Origin of the sequence: Bradyrhizobium sp. HKCCYLRH3059 (assembly GCF_051168035.1) — a bacterium.
Classification (GTDB): Bacteria; Pseudomonadota; Alphaproteobacteria; order Rhizobiales; family Xanthobacteraceae; genus Bradyrhizobium.
Genome location: NZ_JBNPUF010000001.1, coordinates 924,850 through 945,167, shown reverse-complemented (window position 1 = coordinate 945,167; position 20,318 = coordinate 924,850). Strand labels below are relative to the sequence as shown.

General features: G+C 65.8%; 19 protein-coding genes. 7 read left to right on the top strand and 12 right to left on the bottom strand.

Features of this window, described 5'->3' with window-relative positions:
• The first annotated feature begins 134 nt into the window (after positions 1-134).
• The 3 genes from ACQR13_RS04345 (at position 135) to ACQR13_RS04335 (ending at position 3,336) form a co-directional block, all read left to right on the top strand.
• Positions 135-1,199 carry an acyl-CoA dehydrogenase family protein gene (locus ACQR13_RS04345; RefSeq protein ID WP_315715255.1) on the top strand — a complete coding sequence of 355 codons (1,065 nt, stop codon included), beginning with the start codon at positions 135-137 and terminating at the stop codon, positions 1,197-1,199.
• 19 nt (positions 1,200-1,218) lie between these two features.
• Positions 1,219-2,376: an acyl-CoA dehydrogenase family protein gene (locus ACQR13_RS04340; protein ID WP_315752289.1), complete on the top strand. Its 1,158-nt coding sequence runs from the start codon at positions 1,219-1,221 to the stop codon at positions 2,374-2,376.
• Positions 2,377-2,529: 153 nt separating this feature from the next.
• Complete coding sequence (locus ACQR13_RS04335) at positions 2,530-3,336, top strand: enoyl-CoA hydratase/isomerase family protein (protein WP_316166228.1); 807 nt, start codon at positions 2,530-2,532, stop codon at positions 3,334-3,336.
• 109 nt (positions 3,337-3,445) lie between these two features.
• Here ACQR13_RS04335 and ACQR13_RS04330 read toward each other — a convergent pair whose 3' ends face one another.
• From ACQR13_RS04330 to ACQR13_RS04320, 3 genes are all read right to left on the bottom strand, one after another.
• Complete coding sequence (locus tag ACQR13_RS04330; RefSeq protein WP_434845211.1) at positions 3,446-4,219, bottom strand: hypothetical protein; 774 nt, start codon at positions 4,217-4,219, stop codon at positions 3,446-3,448.
• A 126-nt stretch (positions 4,220-4,345) separates the two neighbouring features.
• Complete coding sequence (locus ACQR13_RS04325; RefSeq protein ID WP_434845212.1) at positions 4,346-5,140, bottom strand: enoyl-CoA hydratase; 795 nt, start codon at positions 5,138-5,140, stop codon at positions 4,346-4,348.
• Positions 5,141-5,340: 200 nt separating this feature from the next.
• On the bottom strand, positions 5,341-6,525 hold the full coding sequence (locus tag ACQR13_RS04320) for an ABC transporter substrate-binding protein (RefSeq protein ID WP_434862691.1): 1,185 nt from the start codon (positions 6,523-6,525) through the stop codon (positions 5,341-5,343).
• Between the two features lie 223 nt (positions 6,526-6,748).
• Between ACQR13_RS04320 and ACQR13_RS04315 the strand changes: the two genes are divergently transcribed.
• Both ACQR13_RS04315 and ACQR13_RS04310 read left to right on the top strand, forming a co-directional pair.
• Positions 6,749-7,525: a thermonuclease family protein gene (locus ACQR13_RS04315; protein ID WP_434862599.1), complete on the top strand. Its 777-nt coding sequence runs from the start codon at positions 6,749-6,751 to the stop codon at positions 7,523-7,525.
• A gap of 48 nt (positions 7,526-7,573) precedes the next feature.
• The gene (locus ACQR13_RS04310; protein ID WP_315715427.1) at positions 7,574-9,040 is read left to right on the top strand and encodes a M48 family metalloprotease; all 1,467 of its coding nucleotides are present in this window, start codon (positions 7,574-7,576) and stop codon (positions 9,038-9,040) included.
• Between the two features lie 15 nt (positions 9,041-9,055).
• Here ACQR13_RS04310 and ACQR13_RS04305 read toward each other — a convergent pair whose 3' ends face one another.
• From ACQR13_RS04305 to ACQR13_RS04280, 6 genes are all read right to left on the bottom strand, one after another.
• Positions 9,056-9,469, bottom strand: coding sequence for a hypothetical protein (locus ACQR13_RS04305; protein WP_315752294.1), 414 nt, complete (start codon positions 9,467-9,469; stop codon positions 9,056-9,058).
• A 172-nt stretch (positions 9,470-9,641) separates the two neighbouring features.
• Positions 9,642-10,472, bottom strand: a complete 831-nt coding sequence (locus ACQR13_RS04300; protein ID WP_315825512.1) for a CarD family transcriptional regulator — start codon at positions 10,470-10,472, stop codon at positions 9,642-9,644.
• 501 nt (positions 10,473-10,973) lie between these two features.
• Positions 10,974-11,312 carry a ferredoxin FdxA gene (gene fdxA / locus ACQR13_RS04295; protein WP_315715248.1) on the bottom strand — a complete coding sequence of 113 codons (339 nt, stop codon included), beginning with the start codon at positions 11,310-11,312 and terminating at the stop codon, positions 10,974-10,976.
• A gap of 114 nt (positions 11,313-11,426) precedes the next feature.
• Positions 11,427-11,732: an RNA-binding S4 domain-containing protein gene (locus ACQR13_RS04290; protein ID WP_315752296.1), complete on the bottom strand. Its 306-nt coding sequence runs from the start codon at positions 11,730-11,732 to the stop codon at positions 11,427-11,429.
• Positions 11,733-11,754: 22 nt separating this feature from the next.
• On the bottom strand, positions 11,755-15,324 hold the full coding sequence (locus ACQR13_RS04285) for a helicase-related protein (protein ID WP_434862598.1): 3,570 nt from the start codon (positions 15,322-15,324) through the stop codon (positions 11,755-11,757).
• 571 nt (positions 15,325-15,895) lie between these two features.
• Complete coding sequence (locus ACQR13_RS04280) at positions 15,896-16,672, bottom strand: DUF3108 domain-containing protein (protein ID WP_316166456.1); 777 nt, start codon at positions 16,670-16,672, stop codon at positions 15,896-15,898.
• A 615-nt stretch (positions 16,673-17,287) separates the two neighbouring features.
• Here ACQR13_RS04280 and rpmB point away from each other — a divergent pair.
• Both rpmB and ACQR13_RS04270 read left to right on the top strand, forming a co-directional pair.
• Complete coding sequence (gene rpmB / locus ACQR13_RS04275) at positions 17,288-17,596, top strand: 50S ribosomal protein L28 (protein ID WP_172114511.1); 309 nt, start codon at positions 17,288-17,290, stop codon at positions 17,594-17,596.
• A 340-nt stretch (positions 17,597-17,936) separates the two neighbouring features.
• Complete coding sequence (locus ACQR13_RS04270; protein WP_316193287.1) at positions 17,937-19,199, top strand: T6SS phospholipase effector Tle1-like catalytic domain-containing protein; 1,263 nt, start codon at positions 17,937-17,939, stop codon at positions 19,197-19,199.
• A gap of 60 nt (positions 19,200-19,259) precedes the next feature.
• Here the strand turns inward: ACQR13_RS04270 and ACQR13_RS04265 are convergent, their stop codons facing one another.
• The 3 genes from ACQR13_RS04265 to ACQR13_RS04255 all read right to left on the bottom strand — a co-directional run bounded on the left by ACQR13_RS04265 (position 19,260) and on the right by ACQR13_RS04255 (position 20,246).
• A complete protein-coding gene (locus tag ACQR13_RS04265; protein WP_315715244.1) occupies positions 19,260-19,508 on the bottom strand; it encodes a hypothetical protein in 249 nt (82 codons plus the stop codon).
• A gap of 158 nt (positions 19,509-19,666) precedes the next feature.
• On the bottom strand, positions 19,667-19,903 hold the full coding sequence (locus ACQR13_RS04260) for a transcriptional regulator (RefSeq protein ID WP_315752299.1): 237 nt from the start codon (positions 19,901-19,903) through the stop codon (positions 19,667-19,669).
• 136 nt (positions 19,904-20,039) lie between these two features.
• On the bottom strand, positions 20,040-20,246 hold the full coding sequence (locus tag ACQR13_RS04255) for a cold-shock protein (RefSeq protein ID WP_315715242.1): 207 nt from the start codon (positions 20,244-20,246) through the stop codon (positions 20,040-20,042).
• Between the last annotated feature and the right edge of the window lie 72 nt (positions 20,247-20,318).

Here is a 20,318-nt window from a genome sequence, read left to right as displayed (position 1 = left end):
GGCGAGCGGACGGGGCCCTGCAGCGGGCTACGCTTGTCAGGGCCGTCGCTTGCGCTCATCATGCCGGCAAAACATCGCCGGCGCGCGCAGGACATGGCGCGCCGAGACCGACGACAACGAGGGCGAGGAGCGCTGTGGCGGAAGCTGAGAACATCGTCGTTGCGACCGCGGAAAGGATCTTCGCCGATCTCGCCGACCCGCAGACGATCAACCACGACAAGGACGGCCGCTGGACGGCGCCGCTGTGGCGGGCGCTGAGCGAGGCCGGCCTGACGCTCGCCTGGGTGGGCGAGGAGTTCGGCGGCGCCGGCACTGACCTCGCCGATGGCTTTGAGATCATCAATGCCGCCGGCCGTTTTGCGATTGCGGTGCCGCTGGCCGAGACGCTGCTCGCGGGCTGGCTGCTGCAACAAGGCGGCATTGCCTCCCCCGACGGCGCCATGACGATCGCGCCGGCTCATCCGAGAGACCGGATCACGCTCGACACTGACGGCACCTTGTCCGGCCGTGCCCGCGGCGTGCCGTTCGCAAGGACGGCGCAGCACGTTGCCGTGCTCGCCGAGGGCGGAGACGGCGTGTCGATCGCGCTGGTCGAGACCGCGCGGCTGCGCATCGACGCGGGCCTCAACCTCGCCAACGATCCCAGCGACACGGTGACGTTCGACAAGATCATGCCGCTGGCATGCCGGCCGGCACCGGCCGGATTCGACGCCACCACCTTGATGCTGATGGGCGGCGTCGCCCGCGGACTGCAGATCGCCGGCGCGCTGGATCGGCTGCTCGCGATCAGCGTCAACTATGCGGGTGAGCGCGTCGCCTTCGAGAAGCCGATCGGCAAATTCCAGGCCGTGCAGCACAACCTGGCACGGCTGGCCGGTGAGAGCGCCGCCGCGAGCGCGGCCGCGACATCCGCCGCGGATGCGATCGCGCGGGCCGCCGCATTCGACGAGGCGGTGTTTCTCGAAGCCGCCGCGGCCAAGATCCGCTGCGCCGAGGCCGCCGAGAAGGGCGCGGCGATCGCGCATCAGGTCCACGGAGCCATCGGCTTCACCACCGAGCACATCCTGCACCGCTTCTCGCTGCGCGCGCTGGCCTGGCGCGACGATTTCGGCTCCGAGAGTCATTGGGCCGTCGAGCTCGGCAAGCGCGTCGCTGCGCGCGGCGCCGATGAGCTGTGGCCGCTGGTCGCCTCGCGCTGACCACGAAGAGGATTGTTGCATGAGCGCACTTCGTTTCGATCCGATCCGGCTGCCGAGGGAATGCGAGGAGCTGCGCAAGGAGGTGCGCGCCTTCCTCGCTGATGAGATCGCGGCCGGCACCTTCAACCCGTACCAGCCCAAGCGCGAGGACGCCGACGCGCGCGAGTTTGCAGCCCGCGTCGGCGCGCGCGGCTGGATCGGCATGACCTGGCCGAAGCAATATGGCGGCCACGAGCGCTCGTTCCTGGAGCGCTACGTCGTGACCGAGGAAATGCGCGTCGCCAACGCGCCGGTCAGGCGCTTCTTCGTCGCCGACCGGCAGAGCGGGCCGATCCTGCTGCGCTACGCGCCCGAGCATATCAAGATGGACATCCTGCCGCGCATCTGCCGCGGCGAGCTGTGCTTCGCGATCGGCATGAGCGAGCCGAACTCGGGCTCCGACCTGTTCGCCGCCAAGACACGCGCGACGAAGACCGAGGGCGGCTGGCTGATCAACGGCTCGAAGATCTGGACCACGTCGGCGCACATGGCCGACTACATGATCGCGATCTTCCGCACCTCGCCGTCGACCAAGGAGAACAGGCGTCATGGCTTGACGCAGTTCCTGGTGAACATGAAAACGCCCGGCATCAAAGTGAACCCGATTGGGCAGATCACCGGGCAGAAGGAGTTCAACGAGGTCGTCTTCACCGACGCCTTCGTGCCGGACGATCATCAGCTCGGCGAGATCGACGGCGCCTGGAAGCAAGCGACCTCCGAGCTCGCCTATGAGCGCTCGGGACCGGAGCGCTTCCTCGAAACCTATTACGTGCTGACCGAGCTGGTGCGCGCGGTCGGTCCCAACCCCGACACGCGCAGCGCGGAGGGCATCGGCCGGCTGGTGGCTCAGCTGCACACGATGCGGCGGATGTCGGTGTCGGTCGCCGGCATGCTGCAGGCCGGCAAGGAGCCGGTGGTCGAGGCCTCGATCGTCAAGGACGTCGGCACGATCTGGGAGCAGCAGCTGCCGCACCGCGTCCGCGACCTCGCCGCGTTCGTCGAGGAGAACGCAGGAAATCGCGAAACCTTGGAGAACCAGCTGACCTTTGCGATGCAGACCGCGCCGAAGCTGACGATCCAGGGCGGCACCACCGAGGTGCTGCGCGGCATCATCGCGCGCGGGCTGGGATTAAGGTGAGGGTCGACGACACGCCGCGATCATCGCAGCCGCACGCGCGGGGAAGTAGCTCCGTCATCGCGAGCGCAGAGAGCGATCCAGGACCGCACCAACAGTCTGGATTGCTTCGCTGCGCTCACAATGACGCTGGAGAAGCAGAATCGGAGACCCACCATGACCCACTTCCCTGACATCGGCGTCGAGATCCACGGCCATGTCGGCCTGATCGAGATTCGCCGGCCGCCGCTCAATTTCTTCGACATTGCGCTGATCAACCAGATCGCCGACGCGCTCGAAGGCTTCGACCGCGACATCGAGATCCGCGCCTCGGTGCTGGCGGCGCAGGGCAAGGCGTTCTGCGCCGGCGCCAATTTCACCGATCCGGCGCGCCAGGCGCAGGAAGCGGCCGGCGCCAAAGGCGATCCGGCCGACAGCCTCGGGGCGATCAACCATCTCTACATGCAGGCGGTGCGGATCTTCCGCTGCAAGAAACCGGTGGTCGCCGCCGTGCACGGCGCCGCCATCGGCGGCGGGCTCGGCCTCGCCGTCTCGGCCGACTTCCGCGTCACCTGTCCGGAAGCGCGCTTCTCCGCCAATTTCACCAAGCTCGGCTTCCATCCCGGCTTCGGGCTGACGGTGACGCTGCCGGAACTGGTCGGCAAGAACAACGCCGAGCTGATGTTCTACACCAGCCGCCGCGTCACCGGCGAGGAAGCGCTGAGGATGGGCCTCGCCAATGAATGCGTGCCGCAGGACCAGGTGCGGACAGCTGCGATGAAGCTCGCCGCGGAAATCGCCGAATGCTCGCCGCTCGGCCTGCTATCGACCCGCGCCACGATGCGCGCCAATCTCGCCGACCGTGTGATGACAGCAACCGAGCACGAGCTCGCCGAACAGACCCGGCTGCGCGCGACCGAGGATTTCAAGGAAGGCGTCAAGGCAACGGAGGAGCGGCGCTTCGCGAACTTCAAGGGGCGGTGACCAACCGCGAGCTCCGATCGACGTCATGGCCGGGCTCGTCCGGCCATGACGTCTTGATACGAGGAAAGAAGAACGTCGTTGCCCGGTCAAGCTCGGGCATGTCGATCGACTAATTGGCGACCGCCCCCTGCAACGCGAAGGCAACGCCGCCAGTTGTGAAGCAACTGCTTGAAACCGCATAGCCACGGGCGCGCGCAGCGTCGGCCACACGTGCAGCATCGGCGACGCGGAACGTCAGGCCGCTCATGAGCTCGCGCTCGCCGGGTTCGACACGGATACGGGCGTTCGGCAAGTACAACTGCTCAACACCATCGCTGCCGGCCGCCGGCACCACATCGAGAATGCGCCCCCAATGCGCGGCAAGTGAAGCCGGCGCGGGGCTCTGCAGCACCACCTCGGTCAGCGCCGACGTCACGTCGCTGCGGATCGCGCGCGTCCAATCCGGCCCGGCGGGCGGATACGGGCCGAGCACATCGTCGCTGCCCTCGGTGTGATTGAGCTCGATGAAGGCGGCGCGGCAGTCGCGGGGATGCAGTTGCACCCCGTGATAGGGCGGATGATCGATGGCGTTGGCGGTCCGCACACCCATCTCGTTGGCACGGGCGGCACGGCCATCGGGATCATCGCAGGCGAAGATCGCCATGTAGCCACCGCGGCCGCCGGTCTTGTCCAGGAAGCGTCCCGCCGCGGTGTCCTCGCGGGTCGGCGCGATCACCTCGAGCAGGATCGGCCCGACCGGCAGCAGCGCATTCTCCAGCCCGTATTTGCCGACATGCGGATCGCGGTAGCAGACCTCCAGCCCCATGATCGCGGCGATGTCCGAGACCACCGGCTCGAGCCGGGGCGCGACCAGGCAGATCTGACGGAGGTGGAGGTAAGCCATCGCAGCCCTCTTTGCGGAATCCCCTGTTCACACGAGCCCGCGGCGTCATTGCGAGCGACGCGAAGCAATCCAGAGCTCAGGCCATAACCCTGGATTGCTGCGCTCGCAATGACGGAGAACGCGGAGCTATCGGCCCTGAAACACCGGCGCGCGCTTCTCGACGAACGCCCTGGCCGCCTCCTTGTGATCCTCGGTGTCGCTGCAGCGCGAGTGATGCATCGCCTCGGCGTCGAAACAGGCCTCCAGAGTCATCGTCTCGGCATTGTTGATGTTGCGCTTGATGTAGCCGAGCGTCACGCTCGGCCCCTGCGCCAGCGACATCGCCAGCGCGCGCGTGGCCGCTTCGACCTCGGCGTCGGGCACGACCTTGGTGACCAGGCCCAGGGTGAGCGCCTCCTGCGCCGTCAGGACTGGCGAGGTCAGATACAGCTCCCGCGCCTTGGCGCTGCCGAGCAGTTGCGTGAGGAAATAGGTGCCGCCGAAATCGCCCGACAGCCCGACCTTGGCGAAGGCCGTCGTGATCTTGGCCGACTCGCCGGCCACCCGCAGATCGCAGGCCAGCGCGATCGACAGGCCGGCGCCGGCGGCCGCGCCGTCGATCTGCGCCACCACCGGCTTCTGCATCTGGTGCAGCAGCCGCGACACCTCCATGCGCTCGCGCAAGGTCGTCACCTTGGTCTCGAACGAGGGCGCGGTCTTGGCTTCGGCCATCGCCTTGACGTCGCCGCCGACGCAGAACGTGCCGCCGGCGCCCTTGAGCAGCACCGCGCGCACATCCGGATCATTGGCCGCACGATGCGCCGCCTCGACCAGGCCCTTGGTCAGGTCGCTGTTGAGCGCGTTGCGCCGCTCCGGCCGGTTCATCGTGATCGTGAGCAGGCCGGACTCGAGGTGCTGCAGAACTGTGGTGTTGGTGGTCATGGCCGGCGCTCCTTGTTGTTTCCCGGTGTTATGTCTCCGTCATTCCAGGGCGACGCGTCAGCGTCGAACCCGGAATCCCGAGCTGATGGACTCACATCGAGGTTCCGGGTTCAACGCTGCGCGTTGCCCCGGAACGACGGATGTCGCGGCAGCGTTTGCGCCTTGCTCAGGCGCGCCCCGGAATGCCGTCGCCCCGGCCGTCACTTCTTCACCAGCGGGCAGCGCGACGCTTCCAGCGGCTGGAACGCCTCGTTGCCAGACACGGTCGCGAGCAGCTTGTAGTCGTCGGACCTGCTCTTCGATTCCGATGGCTGCTTGACCTCGAACAGATACATGTCGTGCACCATGCGGCCGTCCTCGCGGATGCGGCCGCCCTTGGCGAACATGTCGTTGATCGGGGTCGCCCGCATCAGCTTCATGACGGCGTCCGCATCCGTGGTGCCCGCGGCCTTCACGGCTTTCAGATAGTGCGTGACGGAGGAATAGACGCCGGCCTGGGCCGAGGTCGGCACGCGCTTGGTGCGCTCCATGAAGCGCTTGGTGAAGGCGCGGGTGTCGTCGTTGAGATCCCAGTAGAACGCTTCCGCAACCAGCAGCCCCTGCGCCGTCTCGAGCCCGACGCTGTCGATGTCGGAGACGAAGGCGAGCAGCGGCGACAGCTTCTGGCCGCCCTTGGTGAGGCCGAATTCGGCGGCCTGCTTGATCGCGTTGATGGTGTCGCCGCCGGCATTGGCGAGCCCGATCACCTTGGCCTTGGAGGCCTGCGCCTGCAGCAGAAAGGAGGAGAAGTCCGAGGTGTTGAGCGGATGACGCACGCTGCCGAGCACCTTGCCGCCCGACTTCACCACCACGGCGGTGGTGTCCTTTTCCAGATCCTGGCCGAACGCGTAGTCCGCGGTCAGGAAGAACCAGGTGTCGAGGCCAGACTTCACCGCCGCCAGGCCCGTGACGTTGGCCTGCGCAAAAGTGTCGAACACGTAGTGCACGGTGTACGGGCCGCAGGCCTCGTTGGAGAGCCTGACAGAGCCGGGGCCATTGAAGATGATGATCTTGTTGCGCGCCTTGGCGATCTCGCCGGCGGCCAGCGCGGTGGCGGAGGCTGCGACATCCCAGATCATCTCGACGCCCTGGTTGTCGAGCATGTCGCGCGCGATGTTGGCGGCGAGATCAGCCTTGTTGAGATGGTCGGCCGCGATCACCTCGATCTTGCGGCCCAGCACCTCGCCGCCGAAATCCTCCACCGCCATCTTCGCCGCGGTCTCGCTGCCGGGACCGGTGATGTCGGCGTAGAGGCTCGACATGTCGAGAATGCCGCCGATCTTCAGCGGCGGCTTGCTCTGCGCATGCGCCACGCCTGCGGACAACGTCAGCGCCGACGCCAGCATAAACAACGACGCCGCCGCGCCGCGGATGGTTCTGCTCATCGATATCCTCCCTGCCGGGCGCTTCGCTACATGGCGACGGCCTCTTTGATAGTTCGCATCATGGCGCACGCTTTCGCATGCGGCAAGCGCTCAGCACGCTCAGCAAAAGCGTCGCCGGTCGCCGCTTTCCGCTCAGTGGAATGGAAATTTCGTGCGATGATGCAGCATGACGAGAGAGCGCAGGATGCGGAGCAGACGGAGGCTGATCGCGCTCGGCGCGAGCGTCGCGACCATCGCGATGATGTCGGCGAGTCACGCCACACCGTGCATGTTCGCGGAGCTCGGCGAAGGCCACGTCAGCGAGATCATCGATGCACGCAGCTTCCGTCTCGACGACGGTCGCGAGGTCAGGCTCGCCGGCATCGAGGTGCCGCCGGAGGAGCTCCGCGTGACGTCGATGGATGCGTTGGGCGTGCTGCTGCGCGGCCGCGACGTCGTGCTGCGCGGAGAGGACGACACCCCTGACCGCTATGGCCGGCAGCGGGCCTTCGCGTTCGTGGTCGGTGCAGACCAGCCGGTGCAGAGCGAGCTGCTCCGGCAGGGCGCCGTGCTGCGCGGGGTCGACCTGCCCGACCGGGATTGCGCCCTCAGCCTGGGCGCGGCGGAAGCCGAGGCACGCAGCGCCGGGCGCGGCCTCTGGAAGATTGGGACCGTCATAAAAAACACGGAAAGTCCAGACGATATTTTGTCTCGCGTAGGGCTATTTACGGTTGTCGAAGGGAAGGTGTTGTCCGTACGACAGACGGGGACAACAACTTATCTGAACTTCGCTCGTAGCTGGACACGGGGCTTCGCGGTGATTATTCCAAAGCGTATGATGGCGGTATTGGAAGGTGCCGGTATCGACGTCAAATCACTTGCGAATCGGCAGGTTCGCGTGCGCGGTTGGGTTGAGGCGCATGCGGGTCCGAGACTGGAACTGACACAGACTGCCCAGATCGAGATTTTGAGCGGAAATTGACCGCTGAGGTACGTGAGTAGCGACGTGAACCTGTCTGTTCGAAAGCGCATGACGGTGATGAACTGCGGTTCGCGGATCGCACCGGCGCTGCTGTGCCTGGGACTGGCGTTGGCCGGTTGCAGCGACATGGGCAAGTTGCAGCAGGCGACGGCGCCGATGCCGACGCCGCGGCCGAAGCCGGCGATGGTGCAGACGACGCCGGCGAGTGATCGCGAGCACGAGCGCATTCTAGCAACCTATGGCGGCGCCTATGAGGATCCCCAGCTCGAGGGCCTGATCGGCAAGATCGTCGACCGGCTCGTGGCCGTGTCCGATCGCCCCGACCAGGGCTACAAGGTCACGATCCTGAATTCCGGTGCGGTCAACGCCTTCGCGCTGCCGACCGGCCAGCTCTACGTGACACGCGGCTTGATTGCGCTCGCCAACGACACCTCCGAATTGTCGTCGGTGCTGAGCCACGAGATGGCGCACGTGCTGGCGCGCCATGCCGCGATCCGCGAGGACCAGGCGCGGCAGGCCGCCGTGGTGACCCGCGTCGTCTCAGACATGGGCAACGATCCGGACCTGACGGCGCTGGCGCTCGCCAAGACCAAGCTGACGATGGCGAGCTTCTCGCGCACTCAGGAGTTCGAGGCCGACGGCATCGGCGTCGGCATCTCCGCCAAGGCGAAGTTCGATCCCTACGGCGCGGCGCGCTTCCTGAGCTCGATGGAGCGCAATGCCGAGTTGAAGGCCGGTAAAGTCGCAATCGACCCGCGCGCGCAGGACTTCCTGTCGTCGCATCCGGCGACGCCGGAGCGGGTGCAGAACGCCGCCGCCATCGCCAAGCAATACGTCTCCCCCGAGGCCAGGGAGCATGACCGCGAGACCTACTTGGCTGCAGTCGACAACATCGTCTACGGCGAGGACCCGAGCGAGGGCTTCGTGCGCGGCCGGCGCTTCCTGCATCCGAAGCTCGGCTTCACCTTCCAGGCGCCGGAGAACTTCACGCTCGACAACACCGCGCAGGCGGTGATCGGCGTGCGCGAAGGCGGCGCGCAGGCGATGCGCTTCGACGTGGTGCGCGTGCCGGCCCAGCAGACGCTCGGCGACTATCTGAATTCCGGCTGGATGGAGAACGTCGACAAGTCGGCGACCGAGGAGCTGACGATCAACGGCTTCCCGGCGGCCTCGACCACGGCGAGCGGCGATCCCTGGCAGTTCAAGGTCTACGCGTTGCGCGTCGGCAGCGACGTCTACCGCTTCATCTTCGCCTCGCGGCAGAAATCCACCGAGAGCGAGCGCAATGCGCGGGAGACGGTGAACTCGTTCCGCCGGCTCAGCCTGGAGGAGATCCAGTCGGCCCGGCCGCTGCGCATCAAGGTGATCACCGTGCAGCCGGGCGATACCGTCGAATCGCTTGCGCACCGCATGACCGGCGTCGACCGCCCGGTCGAGCGCTTCCGCGTTCTCAACGGCCTCGACGCCCGCGCCCAGGTCAAGGTCCGCGACCGCGTCAAGATCGTGGTGGAGTGACGGGGCTGCGGCGGCTCAGCTCGGCCAGCTTTCCGGAGGACGTCGTTCCAGCTGGGAAGTAGGAAAAACCGGCTCACGGCGCCGAATGTAGCCTATCATCTTTACGAGACGAGCAAGCGCGCCGACATCGCAGCCGGAGCCGTGGCCGACCACGAATTCGTCGAGGCGATGTAGAACATCCTGCTCTTCCGCACTGCCTATGGCCACCGGCTGGAGATCGTCCGGGTCCTGCTGTCCGTCGTGGACGAACAGCTCCCGGTGGTGCAGCCCCTCAGCATCGGGCATCCTCGATCGCTGCAGCCAGAGCGCGATCGGCTGACCGTCCACGGTCTCGAAACGGGCATCGTATGAACCGCCGTCGCGATACACGTCGACGAATACGAGCTCAGCAAGAGGGCTGGATGCCAGTCCAAGCACCGGATTTGACATGGCGTCCCCCTATGTCGAGGCAAAGCATGGGACGCCCGCTGCGCAGACACCCCCGCAGCTGACGATCCAAGAACAGTAGCGGGACGTCGTCAAGGCGACACGCCCAAACAAAAAAGCCCGACCTTGCGGCCGGGCTTTCGTAAGCAACTAATTCGAAAACGCAAACGGTCGATCAGGCGGCCTCGTCGGCCACGGCGGTGTCGTCGCCATCGATGTCGTCACCCTCGCCTTCCGCATCACCTTCGGCGACCGCATCGGCTTCGGTCTTGGCACCGCGGCGCGGGCTCTTGGCGAGCTGCGTCTCGATCTCCTTGACGGCCTCGGTCTCGGTCGAGTGCTGCACGACGGCGATCTCGCGCGACAGACGGTCGAGCGCCGCTTCGTAGAGCTGGCGTTCGCTGTAGGACTGCTCGGGCTGCGACTCCGAACGGTAGAGATCGCGCACGACCTCCGCGATCGCGACGATGTCGCCCGAATTGATCTTCGCTTCGTATTCCTGGGCGCGACGCGACCACATGGTGCGCTTGACGCGGGCACGGCCCTTCAGGGTCTCCAGCGCCTTCTTCACCAGCGCCGGGTCGGACAGCTTGCGCATCCCGACATTGGCGACCTTGGCGGTCGGCACCCGCAGCGTCATCTTGTCCTTGATGAAGTTGATGACGAACAGCTCGAGCTTGGCGCCCGCGATCTCCTGCTCCTCGATGGCCAGGATCTGGCCGACGCCGTGAGCCGGATAGACGACGAATTCGTTGGTCTTGAAGCCCTGGCGCTGGGTCGGCAGCTTCTTTTCCTCGACGCGCGGCGCGGCCGCGGCGGGAACAGCCGGCTTGGCGGCGACGGCGGGCTTGGCAACAGGGGCAGCGGCCGCGGGAACGGCGGTCTTGGTGGCAGCCTTGGGCGCAGCGGCGGCCTTGGCAGGCGCAGCCTTGGCAACAGAGTCCTTTGCAAGAGTGGTCTTCGCGGCGGATGCTTTCGCGGCAGTCTTGGCAGTCTTTTCAGGCATTGCGCTTCTTTTGTTCTTGGTGGACTTGGCAGCCGAGGCCTTCGCGGCAGCCCGAATCTCCTTTACAGGAGCCCGGGCACGGCCCTTGGAAACGCTGCGGCTGGCCGCGGCGGCTTTTTTTGTACTCTTGGAAGCACTCTTTTTACGCGTTTTCTGTGACACAGCCTGCGCGCGGAACTGCCACGCCCCTGTTTGATGTTGCGGGAACCTAAAAGGGCGGCCAAAAAAGGTTACGCATGGCCGGGTTCGGCTCTGAGAATGTGCTATATATAGCACATTTGCCGCAAAAATCAATGATTTAGAGGCCGCAGGGGCGGTATTGTGACGGATCCACGAAGTTAGGGTTAAGTGCAACGTGCCGGAATAGAACAACTCATGCAGCGGTTCCCGCTCACCGCATGAGGTGTTCTAGGCCATTGTTTCCGCGCAACGATTTCGATCGGCGCGATGGCGCCCCGCAGGACGGGGCGCGCTGGTGCCGCGCAGGTAGCGAGACGACCGTCAGTCTCCGGCGCCGGGCTTCGACGAAAAATATTTCTGGAACTTTCCATCCTCGCCGTCGTGCTCCTTGGCGTCGGCCGGCGGGTCTTTCTTCTGGGTGATGTTGGGCCAGGACTTGGCATATTCGGCGTTCACGCCCAGCCACTTCTCCAGCCCCGGCTCGGTATCCGGCTTGATCGCGTCGGCCGGGCATTCCGGCTCGCACACGCCGCAATCGATGCATTCGTCCGGATGAATGACCAGCATGTTGTCGCCCTCGTAGAAGCAGTCTACCGGGCAGACCTCGACGCAATCGGTGTATTTGCACTTGATACAGTTTTCGGTGACGACGTAAGTCATCCAAGGCTCCGGAACGGATCGACAATTCGGCTGGCTTGGACTAGCGCAGGACGTGGTGTGCCGCAAGTGAAGCGGGGCGAAGAACTGAACCGGACATTGCTCTGGCGCAATCGATCAGGATCGTCCGCCATCCAGATCATCGTACAGTCCGCGCACCGAGGCAGCATCGCCGCGACGCTCGGCAAAGCCGGTCACCTTGAGAACGCGCACGCTGCGATCGAGCGCGATGGTCAGCACATCACCGGTCTTCACCCCATGGCCCGGCGAGGTCTCGCGCACACCATTGACCCGGACGTGCCCCGACGACACCAGCGCCGCGGCGCTGGTGCGCGCCTTCACCAGCCGCGCATGCCACAGCCATTTGTCGAGGCGCTGGCGCTCTGACGGGGTGTCGGACGTCGGCGTTGTCCTTCCAACCAATCTTGCCAACCGATCTTGCCGCTCAGTCCTTGCGGTTGTTCCCCGCGAGTTGCTCCTTGAGCGCGGCGAGCTTGGCGAACGGCGAATTGGGATCGACCGGACGGTCGCGATCCCGGCCGCCGCCGCTGCTCGATGCGTAGGGCCGCAGCGCCGGGCCGCTGTCGCGCTTGTCGCGCCCCCCCTTGCCGAAGTCGCGGCCGCCGCGCCCCTCGCGGTCACCGCCGAACTTGCCACCCTTGTTGCGATCACGGTTCTGGTCGCGCCCCTTGGCATCATGATCGCGGCGCGGCCCGCGATCCTCGCGCGCCGGAGCCGATGCGCCCTCGGCTGGTGGAGCCGCACCAGCCTCCGGCGGGCCCTTGCGGAAGTCCTTGCCGAACTCCTTCATCCGGTCGCGCCGGCCATGGCCGCGGTGATGGCGCTCACGCGCCTCGCCGCCCTCGGCCGGAGCGGTCCCGGCCGGTGCCTGACCGCCGCCGGCAGCCTGCCCGCGCTCATGCTGCGGACGGTTGGGCCGGCCGCGATGATGATGGTCGTGGCGCGGCCGGCGCTCCTCCGAGCGCCCGCCCGGCCGCCAGACCTCGACCAGGACGGGCTCGGCAGCAGGCGCGGCCTCGGCGGGAGAAGCCTCGGTAGCGGTCGATCCAGCAGCAGTTTCCGCCGCGGCAGCTTCAGCCGAAGCGTCGCCGATGCTCGTTGCCTCGTTCGCGACGGCCTCGGCGGCTTCGGGCTGCGGCGCATCCGCAGCGACGGCGGTTTCCGCCTCGGCGACGCCGCTTTCGGCGGCCGTCTCGGCCCCGGACGCCTCGTCCGCCACATCCGGCGTGACGAAATCGACGGTTGGCAGCGATGCCAGGGCCGACACCGACGCGGTTTCCGCCTGCTCCTCACCAACCACCGCGGGCACGGCGACGGCCTGCTCGGTCACCGGAGCGACGGCGGCCTCCGCGACGGTGGGAACCTGCTCCTCGGCCGGCTCGCCGGCGACAACTGCGAGGTCCTCGGCCGGCACGGCCTGCGCATCTGCCGGCTCAGCAGGAGCGGCTTCCGCAGCGGCAGCCTCCGCGACGGCAGCAGCCTCGACGGGCTTCTCAATCGGCTTGGGCGGCAGCGGCGGGCGCTTCTCCATGCGATAGCCGAGCGCGCGCAGGATCGAGGCGAAGTCCTCGCCGGCCGAGCCGGTGAGCGAGGTCATCGCCTGCGTCACCACGAAGCCACGGCCGTCGAAGGCGCCGGCCGGCTTTTCGCCCGGTGCATTGTCGCGCCAGGCCAGGGCGGGACGAATCAGGTCGGCCAGCCGCTCCAGGATGTCGACGCGCACGGCGCGCTCGCCCGCCTGCTTGTAGCCGAGCACGCGATAGGCATCGCGCGGCAGCGCCTTGTCGACCGGGAACGAGGTCCGGCCCGAGCTCGCCAGATGCTGCGCGCCGGTCAGCGCGGACATGTCGACATTGCCCTGCTTCTCGGCCCACAGCAGCGCAGCGAGCGCGCGCGCGGCGGGCTTGAGCAGCGCCGGGACGTAGATGTGGTAGGCACCGAAGCGGACGCCGTACTTGCGCAAGGTGGCGCGCGACGGCTGGTCCAGATCCTTCATCTCGGCGGCGATCTTGGCGCGCTCGATGACGCCGAGCGCCTCCACCAGCTGGAACGCGATGCCGCGGCCGATGCCGGTGATGTCCTCGGCCTTGGACAACTCGAACAGCGGGCCGAGCAGCTTCTCGATATGCGTCTTCAGCCACAGATCGAGCCGCGCCTGGACCTTGTCGCGCGCAGCACCGGTCAGCCGCTCGTCGGCGATGATGCGCAGGCGCGGATGCAGCGCGTCGTCGGCCGCGACCAGCTTGGCGACCGCGTCGCCGGTCCAGCGCACCGTGCCGTCGGCGGTGAGCACGATGTGCTCGTCGGGCGCGCTGGACAGCTTCTCGGCGCGCGCCTCGATCTCGCCGGCCAGCGCCTTCTGGGCAGCAGCCTGCAAGGCCTTGGCCTCCGAGCCGGCTTCGGCGGCGTCGGGCGCGAAGGTGAATCCATCCAGGCGGCCGATCGCGTGCCCTTCAACGATCACTTCGCCGGTCTTGCCGATTTCCGTATTCAAAACACTGTTCTCCCGCAGGCGCCGCATCAATACACTGGTACGACGATCAACGAAACGCTCCGTGAGCCGTTCATGAAGGGCGTCTGACAATTTATTTTCGAGTTCGCGGGTAATCCCCTGCCAATAATCAGGGTCGCGCAGCCAGTCGGGCCGGTTGGCCACGAAGGTCCAGGTACGGATCTGTGCAATCCGCCCCGACAGCGTATCGATGTCGCCATCGACGCGGTCGGCCTGATCGACCTGGGCCGCGTACCAGGCGTCCGGAATACGCCCCTTCTGCATCAGGAAGCCGAACACGGTGGTCACCAGCTCCGCATGGGCGGCCGGCGACAGCCTGCGATAGTCGGGAATCTGGCAGGTTTCCCACAGACGCTCGACCGCGGCCGCGCCGTGAGCCATGTCGCGCACCTCGGCATCGCGCGCGGCGTGATCGAGCACGCGCAGATCCTCCGCAATCGGCGCGCGCGTCAGCGCCTCATGCGCCGGCGCGACCGCCAGGGAGACCTGAAGCGCGCTCAAGGACGCGAAATCAAGCCGGGAGTTGCGCCATTGCAGCACCTTCACGGTATCGAAGGCATGGTTCTGGAGCGCATTGACCAGCTCGGGCTCGAATGGCGCACAACGTCCGGTGGTGCCGAACGTGCCATTGCGCGTCGCGCGTCCGGCACGGCCGGCGATCTGGGCAAATTCCGACGGCGTGAGCCGGCGGAACTGATAGCCGTCATATTTGCGGTCGGACGCGAAGGCGACGTGATCGACGTCGAGGTTGAGCCCCATGCCGACCGCATCGGTGGCGACGAGATAGTCGACGTCGCCGTTCTGGAACATCGCCACCTGCGCGTTGCGGGTTCGCGGCGACAGCGATCCCAGCACGACAGCGGCGCCGCCATGCTGGCGGCGGATCAGCTCGGCGATGGCGTAGACCTCGTCGGCCGAGAACGCCACGATGGCGGTCCGGCGCGGCTGTCGCGTGATCTTGCGATCACCGGCGAATTCGAGTTGCGACAATCGTGGCCGTGTCACCATCGACGCGCCCGGCAGCAGGCGCTCGATGATGGGGCGCATCGTCGCAGCACCCAGCAGCAGCGTCTCGTCGCGACCGCGGCGATTGAGGATGCGGTCGGTGAAGACGTGGCCGCGCTCGAGATCGGACGCGATCTGGATCTCGTCGACGGCCAGGAACGACACGTCGAGATCCCTGGGCATCGCCTCGACGGTCGACACCCAGTAGCGCGGATTTTTCGGCTTGATCTTCTCCTCGCCGGTGATCAGCGCGACGGCCTCGCTGCCGACGCGATCGGCGATCTTGTTGTAGACCTCGCGCGCGAGCAGCCGCAGCGGCAGTCCGATGATGCCGGAGGAATGCGCGAGCATGCGCTCGATCGCCAGATGCGTCTTGCCGGTGTTGGTGGGGCCGAGCACGGCGGTGACGCCGCTTCCGGGAGCGCGGTCGGACGTGCGCTCGAAAGGCGAGGCAGCCGAAGGGGACGAAAAAGCCATTCGTTAAATGTGGGTCTCGAAGCCGGCGTTGGAAGCGCGCCGTTCACGCGCGACGGATGCGGAATAATCGTGTGTCTGGAGAGGCTGCGATGCTGACCCCTGTCTCACATTGTGACGCATATAGTGACGCAGCTTAAGCTTCGGAACGCCTTGAGAACGAATCGCGAAGGAATCGCTGACTCCGTCGGCTTTCCGGCTTCGTTCACCGCAACATCTCGCGCTCTGCCATCAAGCCAGCACTAGATCAAGTTTTCGCGGGCTCCACAAGCAACGCTTTCGCGATGGAACTGGCGCGCGTTCAGCGCGTCCCGAGTCGAATCAGAATCAGGGAAGAGTCAAACGGATTCACGCGCAGCAGACAGTATCGATAGGGGGTCCCGACAAATCGGAGCTCATGAGCCCGTCAGTCCGGAGATCATGCAGCGCGAACCCCGAATCTCCATCGGATTCAAGCGATAGCGGACGGCATGCCGTCAGACCATCACGCCACGGCCGCTGTCGCGGCCCAGCCGCTGACGGCGCTGTGCCGCAACGACGAGATTCCGATGTGGAGGAGCAGAGAAACGACGCACTACTGGGTCTTGGCGACGTGCGGCGCCGCCTGGGTGATGAACGACGTCGCTTCCAGCATCGCGGTCCCCAGCGGGGTCGGGATCACCATCTTGAACGGCACCAGCACACGGGTGCCGGCGATCGGCACGAAGAAGATCTCCATGTTGCGGGCCTGAGCCAGATATTTGATCACCGGCCGGTCCGGGATGTAGCCCGCGACTGGCGTGAAGTAGATCGCGCAGACCAGCGCCGGGCCACGATAACCCTTGTCTGCCTTGACGTTCTCCATGCGCTTGTAGTCGAGCTTGAGCTCGTAGCGCATGCGGCCGTCGAACACGGGCGCAGCGCCGCGGCACGAGTCCGGCGACAGCAGCTCGCCGTTGCCCGGCACGCGCACCAGAGAGGCCGTCATCGGATCGAGCACGCCACGCTTGTGGGCATCCGTCACCGGAATGCGGTCGGGATCGACCGGAGGCGCCGGCTCGATGGCGAAGTCCTTCACAGTACCGTTCTGCAGATTGATGCGGATCTGCTCGGATTTCTTTCCCGTCGTGGTCGAGGCCTGGTAGCTCTGGCCGACCAGGGCGCCGTTGACGACGCGCCCCTGCACCGAGCCGGTGCCTGATCCTTGCGAGAAGCTCTTGAGCAGGCCGGCGGTGCCGCCCTGAGCCGCGGCACCATACTGATCATCCCCGATCTCGACCGCCCAGGTGCCCTTGCCGACGGGGATGCCAGCCAGGGAAGCCTCGTATTGAGCGTCCAACCGAGCCTGCGCCTGGGCGTTTTGCGCCAGCAACAACAGGCAGAGCGCTGCCCCGGCCGCGGCCAGGCGACAGGAGAGAAATGAGGGAACCGAGATGATGGTCACGTGACGAATGATCCTACCGATCCGCCTGCCTGAGCGCCGGACCGATCCGGCGCGCCGTCCTTGCTACTTAAGCCAAAAACGCCTTCAAACAACGCGAACCGTCCGACAATGGCGGTTTGTCCAGCGCTTTGCGGCTGAACAGCACTCAGACCGTCGTCCGCAACTCTGCCGGAACCGAGCCGCGAACCTCCGACCGCGCCAGCATGCCGCCATTCCGGCATTTCGGACTGTTCGCGGGATATCCATCCATCACGTCCGAATGCGCCCTTTATATGGTCTAAACTATCGGCTATACTATTGATTATACGCCTGCTTTTCTGCTGGTTGGCGATTTCGGCCCGATCAGGAGGATGCACGGGTCGCGCCGTTCGGGTTCGCCGGCCCGGCTCCCTCTATTTGCTGCGTCCTTCAAAACCTTGACGAAAAGCCGCATCCCCCCTATACGACCGCATCTCCCAGAGACGAGCTGGACGAGTTTTGGACCCCCGCGGCCCGCCGACACAGGCGGACGAAGGGTGCGGGGATGAGAGAGGATTTATTGCCATGTCGCGGCGCTGTGAACTGACGGCCAAGGGTCCCCAGGTTGGCCACAAGGTCAGCCACTCCAACATCAAGACCAAGCGGCGCTTCCTGCCGAACCTGTGCAACGTGACCTTCATCTCGGATGCACTCGGCCGCAACGTGCGCCTGCGCGTCTCCACCAACGCGCTCAAGAGCGTCGACCACAATGGCGGCCTCGATGCCTATCTGCTCAAGGCCAACGCCGCGACCCTGTCGCCGCGCGCGCTGGAGCTGAAGCGCGCCATCGAGAAGAAGGCGGCGGACGCTGCCCCGGTCGCCAAGGCGAGCTGAGAGAGCAAGCCGAAATTCAGGATTGATGCAGAAGCCGGACGCGTCACGGGCGGGGCTTCAAGCTGAACGAGATGTCGAAACGGCCGGGTCGAGAGATCCGGCCGTTTTGCTTGCGGATGCCGTGACCAACTGACAACTCTGGACACGGGCAGCAGGCGCGGGGCGGCAGGACACGGGTGACCATCCGTTCGTACAACGGCGCCCTGCAGTCACTTCGCGATGTCCGCCGCGCCGCGCGCAACAGCGACCCAGACGAAGTGCCATAGGGAACCGACCTCCCCAACACCAGCCGGATGCTCTACACTCGTTGCGGTAGCATTATTGCGGACATTCCTTTGCCATGAAGAATATTGTCATCTGCTGCGACGGCACCGGCAACGAGATCAGCGAGAACATCTCGAACGTGCTCAAGCTTTATCGGTGCCTGCGCAAGACCGACAAGACGACACCGCATCAGGTCGTGTTCTACGATCCCGGCGTCGGCACGTTGACGCAGCCCGACAGCTGGCATCGCTTCAAGGCCAATTTCAACATGGTGCTGGGGCTCGCGACGGGCTACGGCCTCGACGACAACGTCATCAACGCCTACTCTTTCCTGACCACGCAGTACCAGGACGGCGATCGCATCTTCCTGTTCGGCTTCTCGCGGGGCGCCTACACCGTGCGCGTGCTGGCCGGGCTGATCCACAAGATCGGGCTGATCTCGCCGGGTCAGATCAATCTCGTCGGCCCGGGCGTGATCGCCTACAAGAAGTACTCCTCCGACAATCCGAAGGCCGGGCGCGGCATCACCAAGGAGCTCGAGAGCACCGAGGAGGACGGGCCGATCCCGGAGAGCCGCGCCGACCAGGCCGCGCAGTTCGCACGGATTACCTCGACGCGCTGGCCGACGATCCATTTCGTCGGCGTGTGGGACACGGTGGCGAGCGTGATCGTGCCGCGCACCGACCGGCTGTTTGCGCTGCCGAGCCTCGAGGAGCTCGCCTTCACGATCGAGAACCCGAGCGTGAAGATCTTCCGTCAGGCTGCGGCGATCGACGAGCGCCGCTGCATGTTCCGGCTGAAGCCGTGGGGGATGCCGCAGACCTTCACGCCGAACCGCTTCAACAAGGCGCAGGCGCGACCGCAGGACGCCAAACAGGTGTGGTTCGCCGGCGTGCATTCCGACGTCGGCGGCGGCTATCCCGAGGTGCGGTCGGCGGCTTCGAAATATCCGCTGCTGTGGATGATCGACGAGGCGGTCGAGGCCGGGCTGACGGTCAATCCGCGCACGGTGAATCAGCTCGCCTGGGGCGTGCAGCGCAAGAACAGTCCATTCTCCTACGTGGCGCCGAGCGTCCAGGGCCCGCTGCACGATTCGATGACGCCGGCCTGGCGGCTGCTGGAATGGCTGCCGAAGGGCGCGACGTACAAGGAGTGGCCGGAGCGCAAGGCGCATTTCGGATTGTACATTCCGAATTGCGAGCCGCGCTTCATTCCCGAGGGCGCGTTCGTCCACGAGAGCGTGCTGATGCGGATCGCGGAATCGCAGGACTACCGGCCCGTCAATCTGCCCGCGTCCTATGAGCGCGTCCCGCTTCCGGTCAAACAGAAGGCGGAGTAGCAGCAACGGCGCGTTGCGCGTCGGGCAGCGTCTTCAGAGGCCCGCGTGTGGCGGATCGCCTCAGATCATGCGCAGATGGATGACGCCGTCGGTCACCTCGCCACGGGCGAACTGCTCGCGCGCCATCTGCTCGAACGCCGTGCGGTTTCGCTGCAGATAGGCGAACGCCTGGTTGCGGGTGCAAAAGCAGGTCTCGAGATGACAGACCTGCCGCGTGGCGCCGATTGCGAGCGCGAATGCGATCGTCTGGCCTCCACGCTGCGTCTCGTCCTTGGCGATGCGAACGTCTGTAGCTGTCGACTTGGCCACGTCAGCCTCCTCGGTACGAAGGTCGGGTCTGTACGCGGGACGCGGTTGAGACGTAATGATCAGGCATGGATCGCCCGTCTGTTCGAGCACCGGCAACGGATCTGAAGTTCCGATAGTTCCACCGGGCAGTCGACGTCGGAAGGCGAGACGAAACCGCGCTAGCGAGCGGCCTTCTTCCGCCGCTTCGGCGCAGGCGCCGCGTCAGAACCCGCTTGCGCAGCTTCCGCTTCCTTGGCGAGCCGCAACACGCGCAGCCGCTCCATGTTCTTGCGGACCGCCGTCGCGCGCTGATCCCATTCGGCGCGCGCCTTCGCCCCGTCCTCGGCGGCGACGCGCTGGCGCTCCGACCGCGCAATGCTTTCGGGGGAGCGTTCTGACATCTTCTTGGTGGCCATCGACTGATCCTTCCGGAAACGCGGGTTACCGTCGAGACGCAGAAAGCCCGCTCAATACAGGATCGAGCGGGCAAACCGGCCATTTCAGTACATCCGTGAAATGGCCCAAGACGTCAGAGACGTCAGATCAGTGCGATCAGACCAGCGCGAGATTTTCTGCGCTGGTTTTACCGCGCATCTTGTCCGTCTTGACCTCAAAACTGACTTTCTGGCCTTCAGCCAGACCGGCGAGACCAGCGCGTTCAACAGCGCTGATGTGAACGAACACGTCGTTCCCGCCATCCTGCGGCTGAATGAAACCAAAGCCCTTCTGGCCATTGAACCACTTGACCGTACCCTGCATGTCTATCTCCAAATCATTCACCGCGCGACCATCACGCGATCTCATTCAACTGAGCGATGACTTTTGGAAATA

What these genes read in the sequence shown, in the direction of transcription:
- ACQR13_RS04340 (WP_315752289.1), top strand. Translation starts at nt 1,219, where the DNA reads ATGAGCGCACTTCGTTTCGATCCGATCCGGCTGCCGAGGGAATGCGAG.
- ACQR13_RS04335 (WP_316166228.1), top strand. Translation starts at nt 2,530, where the DNA reads ATGACCCACTTCCCTGACATCGGCGTCGAGATCCACGGCCATGTCGGC.
- ACQR13_RS04330 (WP_434845211.1), bottom strand. Translation starts at nt 4,219, where the DNA reads ATGGCTTACCTCCACCTCCGTCAGATCTGCCTGGTCGCGCCCCGGCTC.
- ACQR13_RS04325 (WP_434845212.1), bottom strand. Translation starts at nt 5,140, where the DNA reads ATGACCACCAACACCACAGTTCTGCAGCACCTCGAGTCCGGCCTGCTC.
- ACQR13_RS04320 (WP_434862691.1), bottom strand. Translation starts at nt 6,525, where the DNA reads ATGCTGGCGTCGGCGCTGACGTTGTCCGCAGGCGTGGCGCATGCGCAG.
- ACQR13_RS04315 (WP_434862599.1), top strand. Translation starts at nt 6,749, where the DNA reads ATGCGGAGCAGACGGAGGCTGATCGCGCTCGGCGCGAGCGTCGCGACC.
- ACQR13_RS04310 (WP_315715427.1), top strand. Translation starts at nt 7,574, where the DNA reads ATGACGGTGATGAACTGCGGTTCGCGGATCGCACCGGCGCTGCTGTGC.
- ACQR13_RS04305 (WP_315752294.1), bottom strand. Translation starts at nt 9,469, where the DNA reads ATGTCAAATCCGGTGCTTGGACTGGCATCCAGCCCTCTTGCTGAGCTC.
- ACQR13_RS04300 (WP_315825512.1), bottom strand. Translation starts at nt 10,472, where the DNA reads ATGCCTGAAAAGACTGCCAAGACTGCCGCGAAAGCATCCGCCGCGAAG.
- fdxA (WP_315715248.1), bottom strand. Translation starts at nt 11,312, where the DNA reads ATGACTTACGTCGTCACCGAAAACTGTATCAAGTGCAAATACACCGAT.
- ACQR13_RS04285 (WP_434862598.1), bottom strand. Translation starts at nt 15,324, where the DNA reads ATGGCTTTTTCGTCCCCTTCGGCTGCCTCGCCTTTCGAGCGCACGTCC.
- rpmB (WP_172114511.1), top strand. Translation starts at nt 17,288, where the DNA reads ATGTCGCGGCGCTGTGAACTGACGGCCAAGGGTCCCCAGGTTGGCCAC.
- ACQR13_RS04270 (WP_316193287.1), top strand. Translation starts at nt 17,937, where the DNA reads ATGAAGAATATTGTCATCTGCTGCGACGGCACCGGCAACGAGATCAGC.
- ACQR13_RS04260 (WP_315752299.1), bottom strand. Translation starts at nt 19,903, where the DNA reads ATGGCCACCAAGAAGATGTCAGAACGCTCCCCCGAAAGCATTGCGCGG.
- ACQR13_RS04255 (WP_315715242.1), bottom strand. Translation starts at nt 20,246, where the DNA reads ATGCAGGGTACGGTCAAGTGGTTCAATGGCCAGAAGGGCTTTGGTTTC.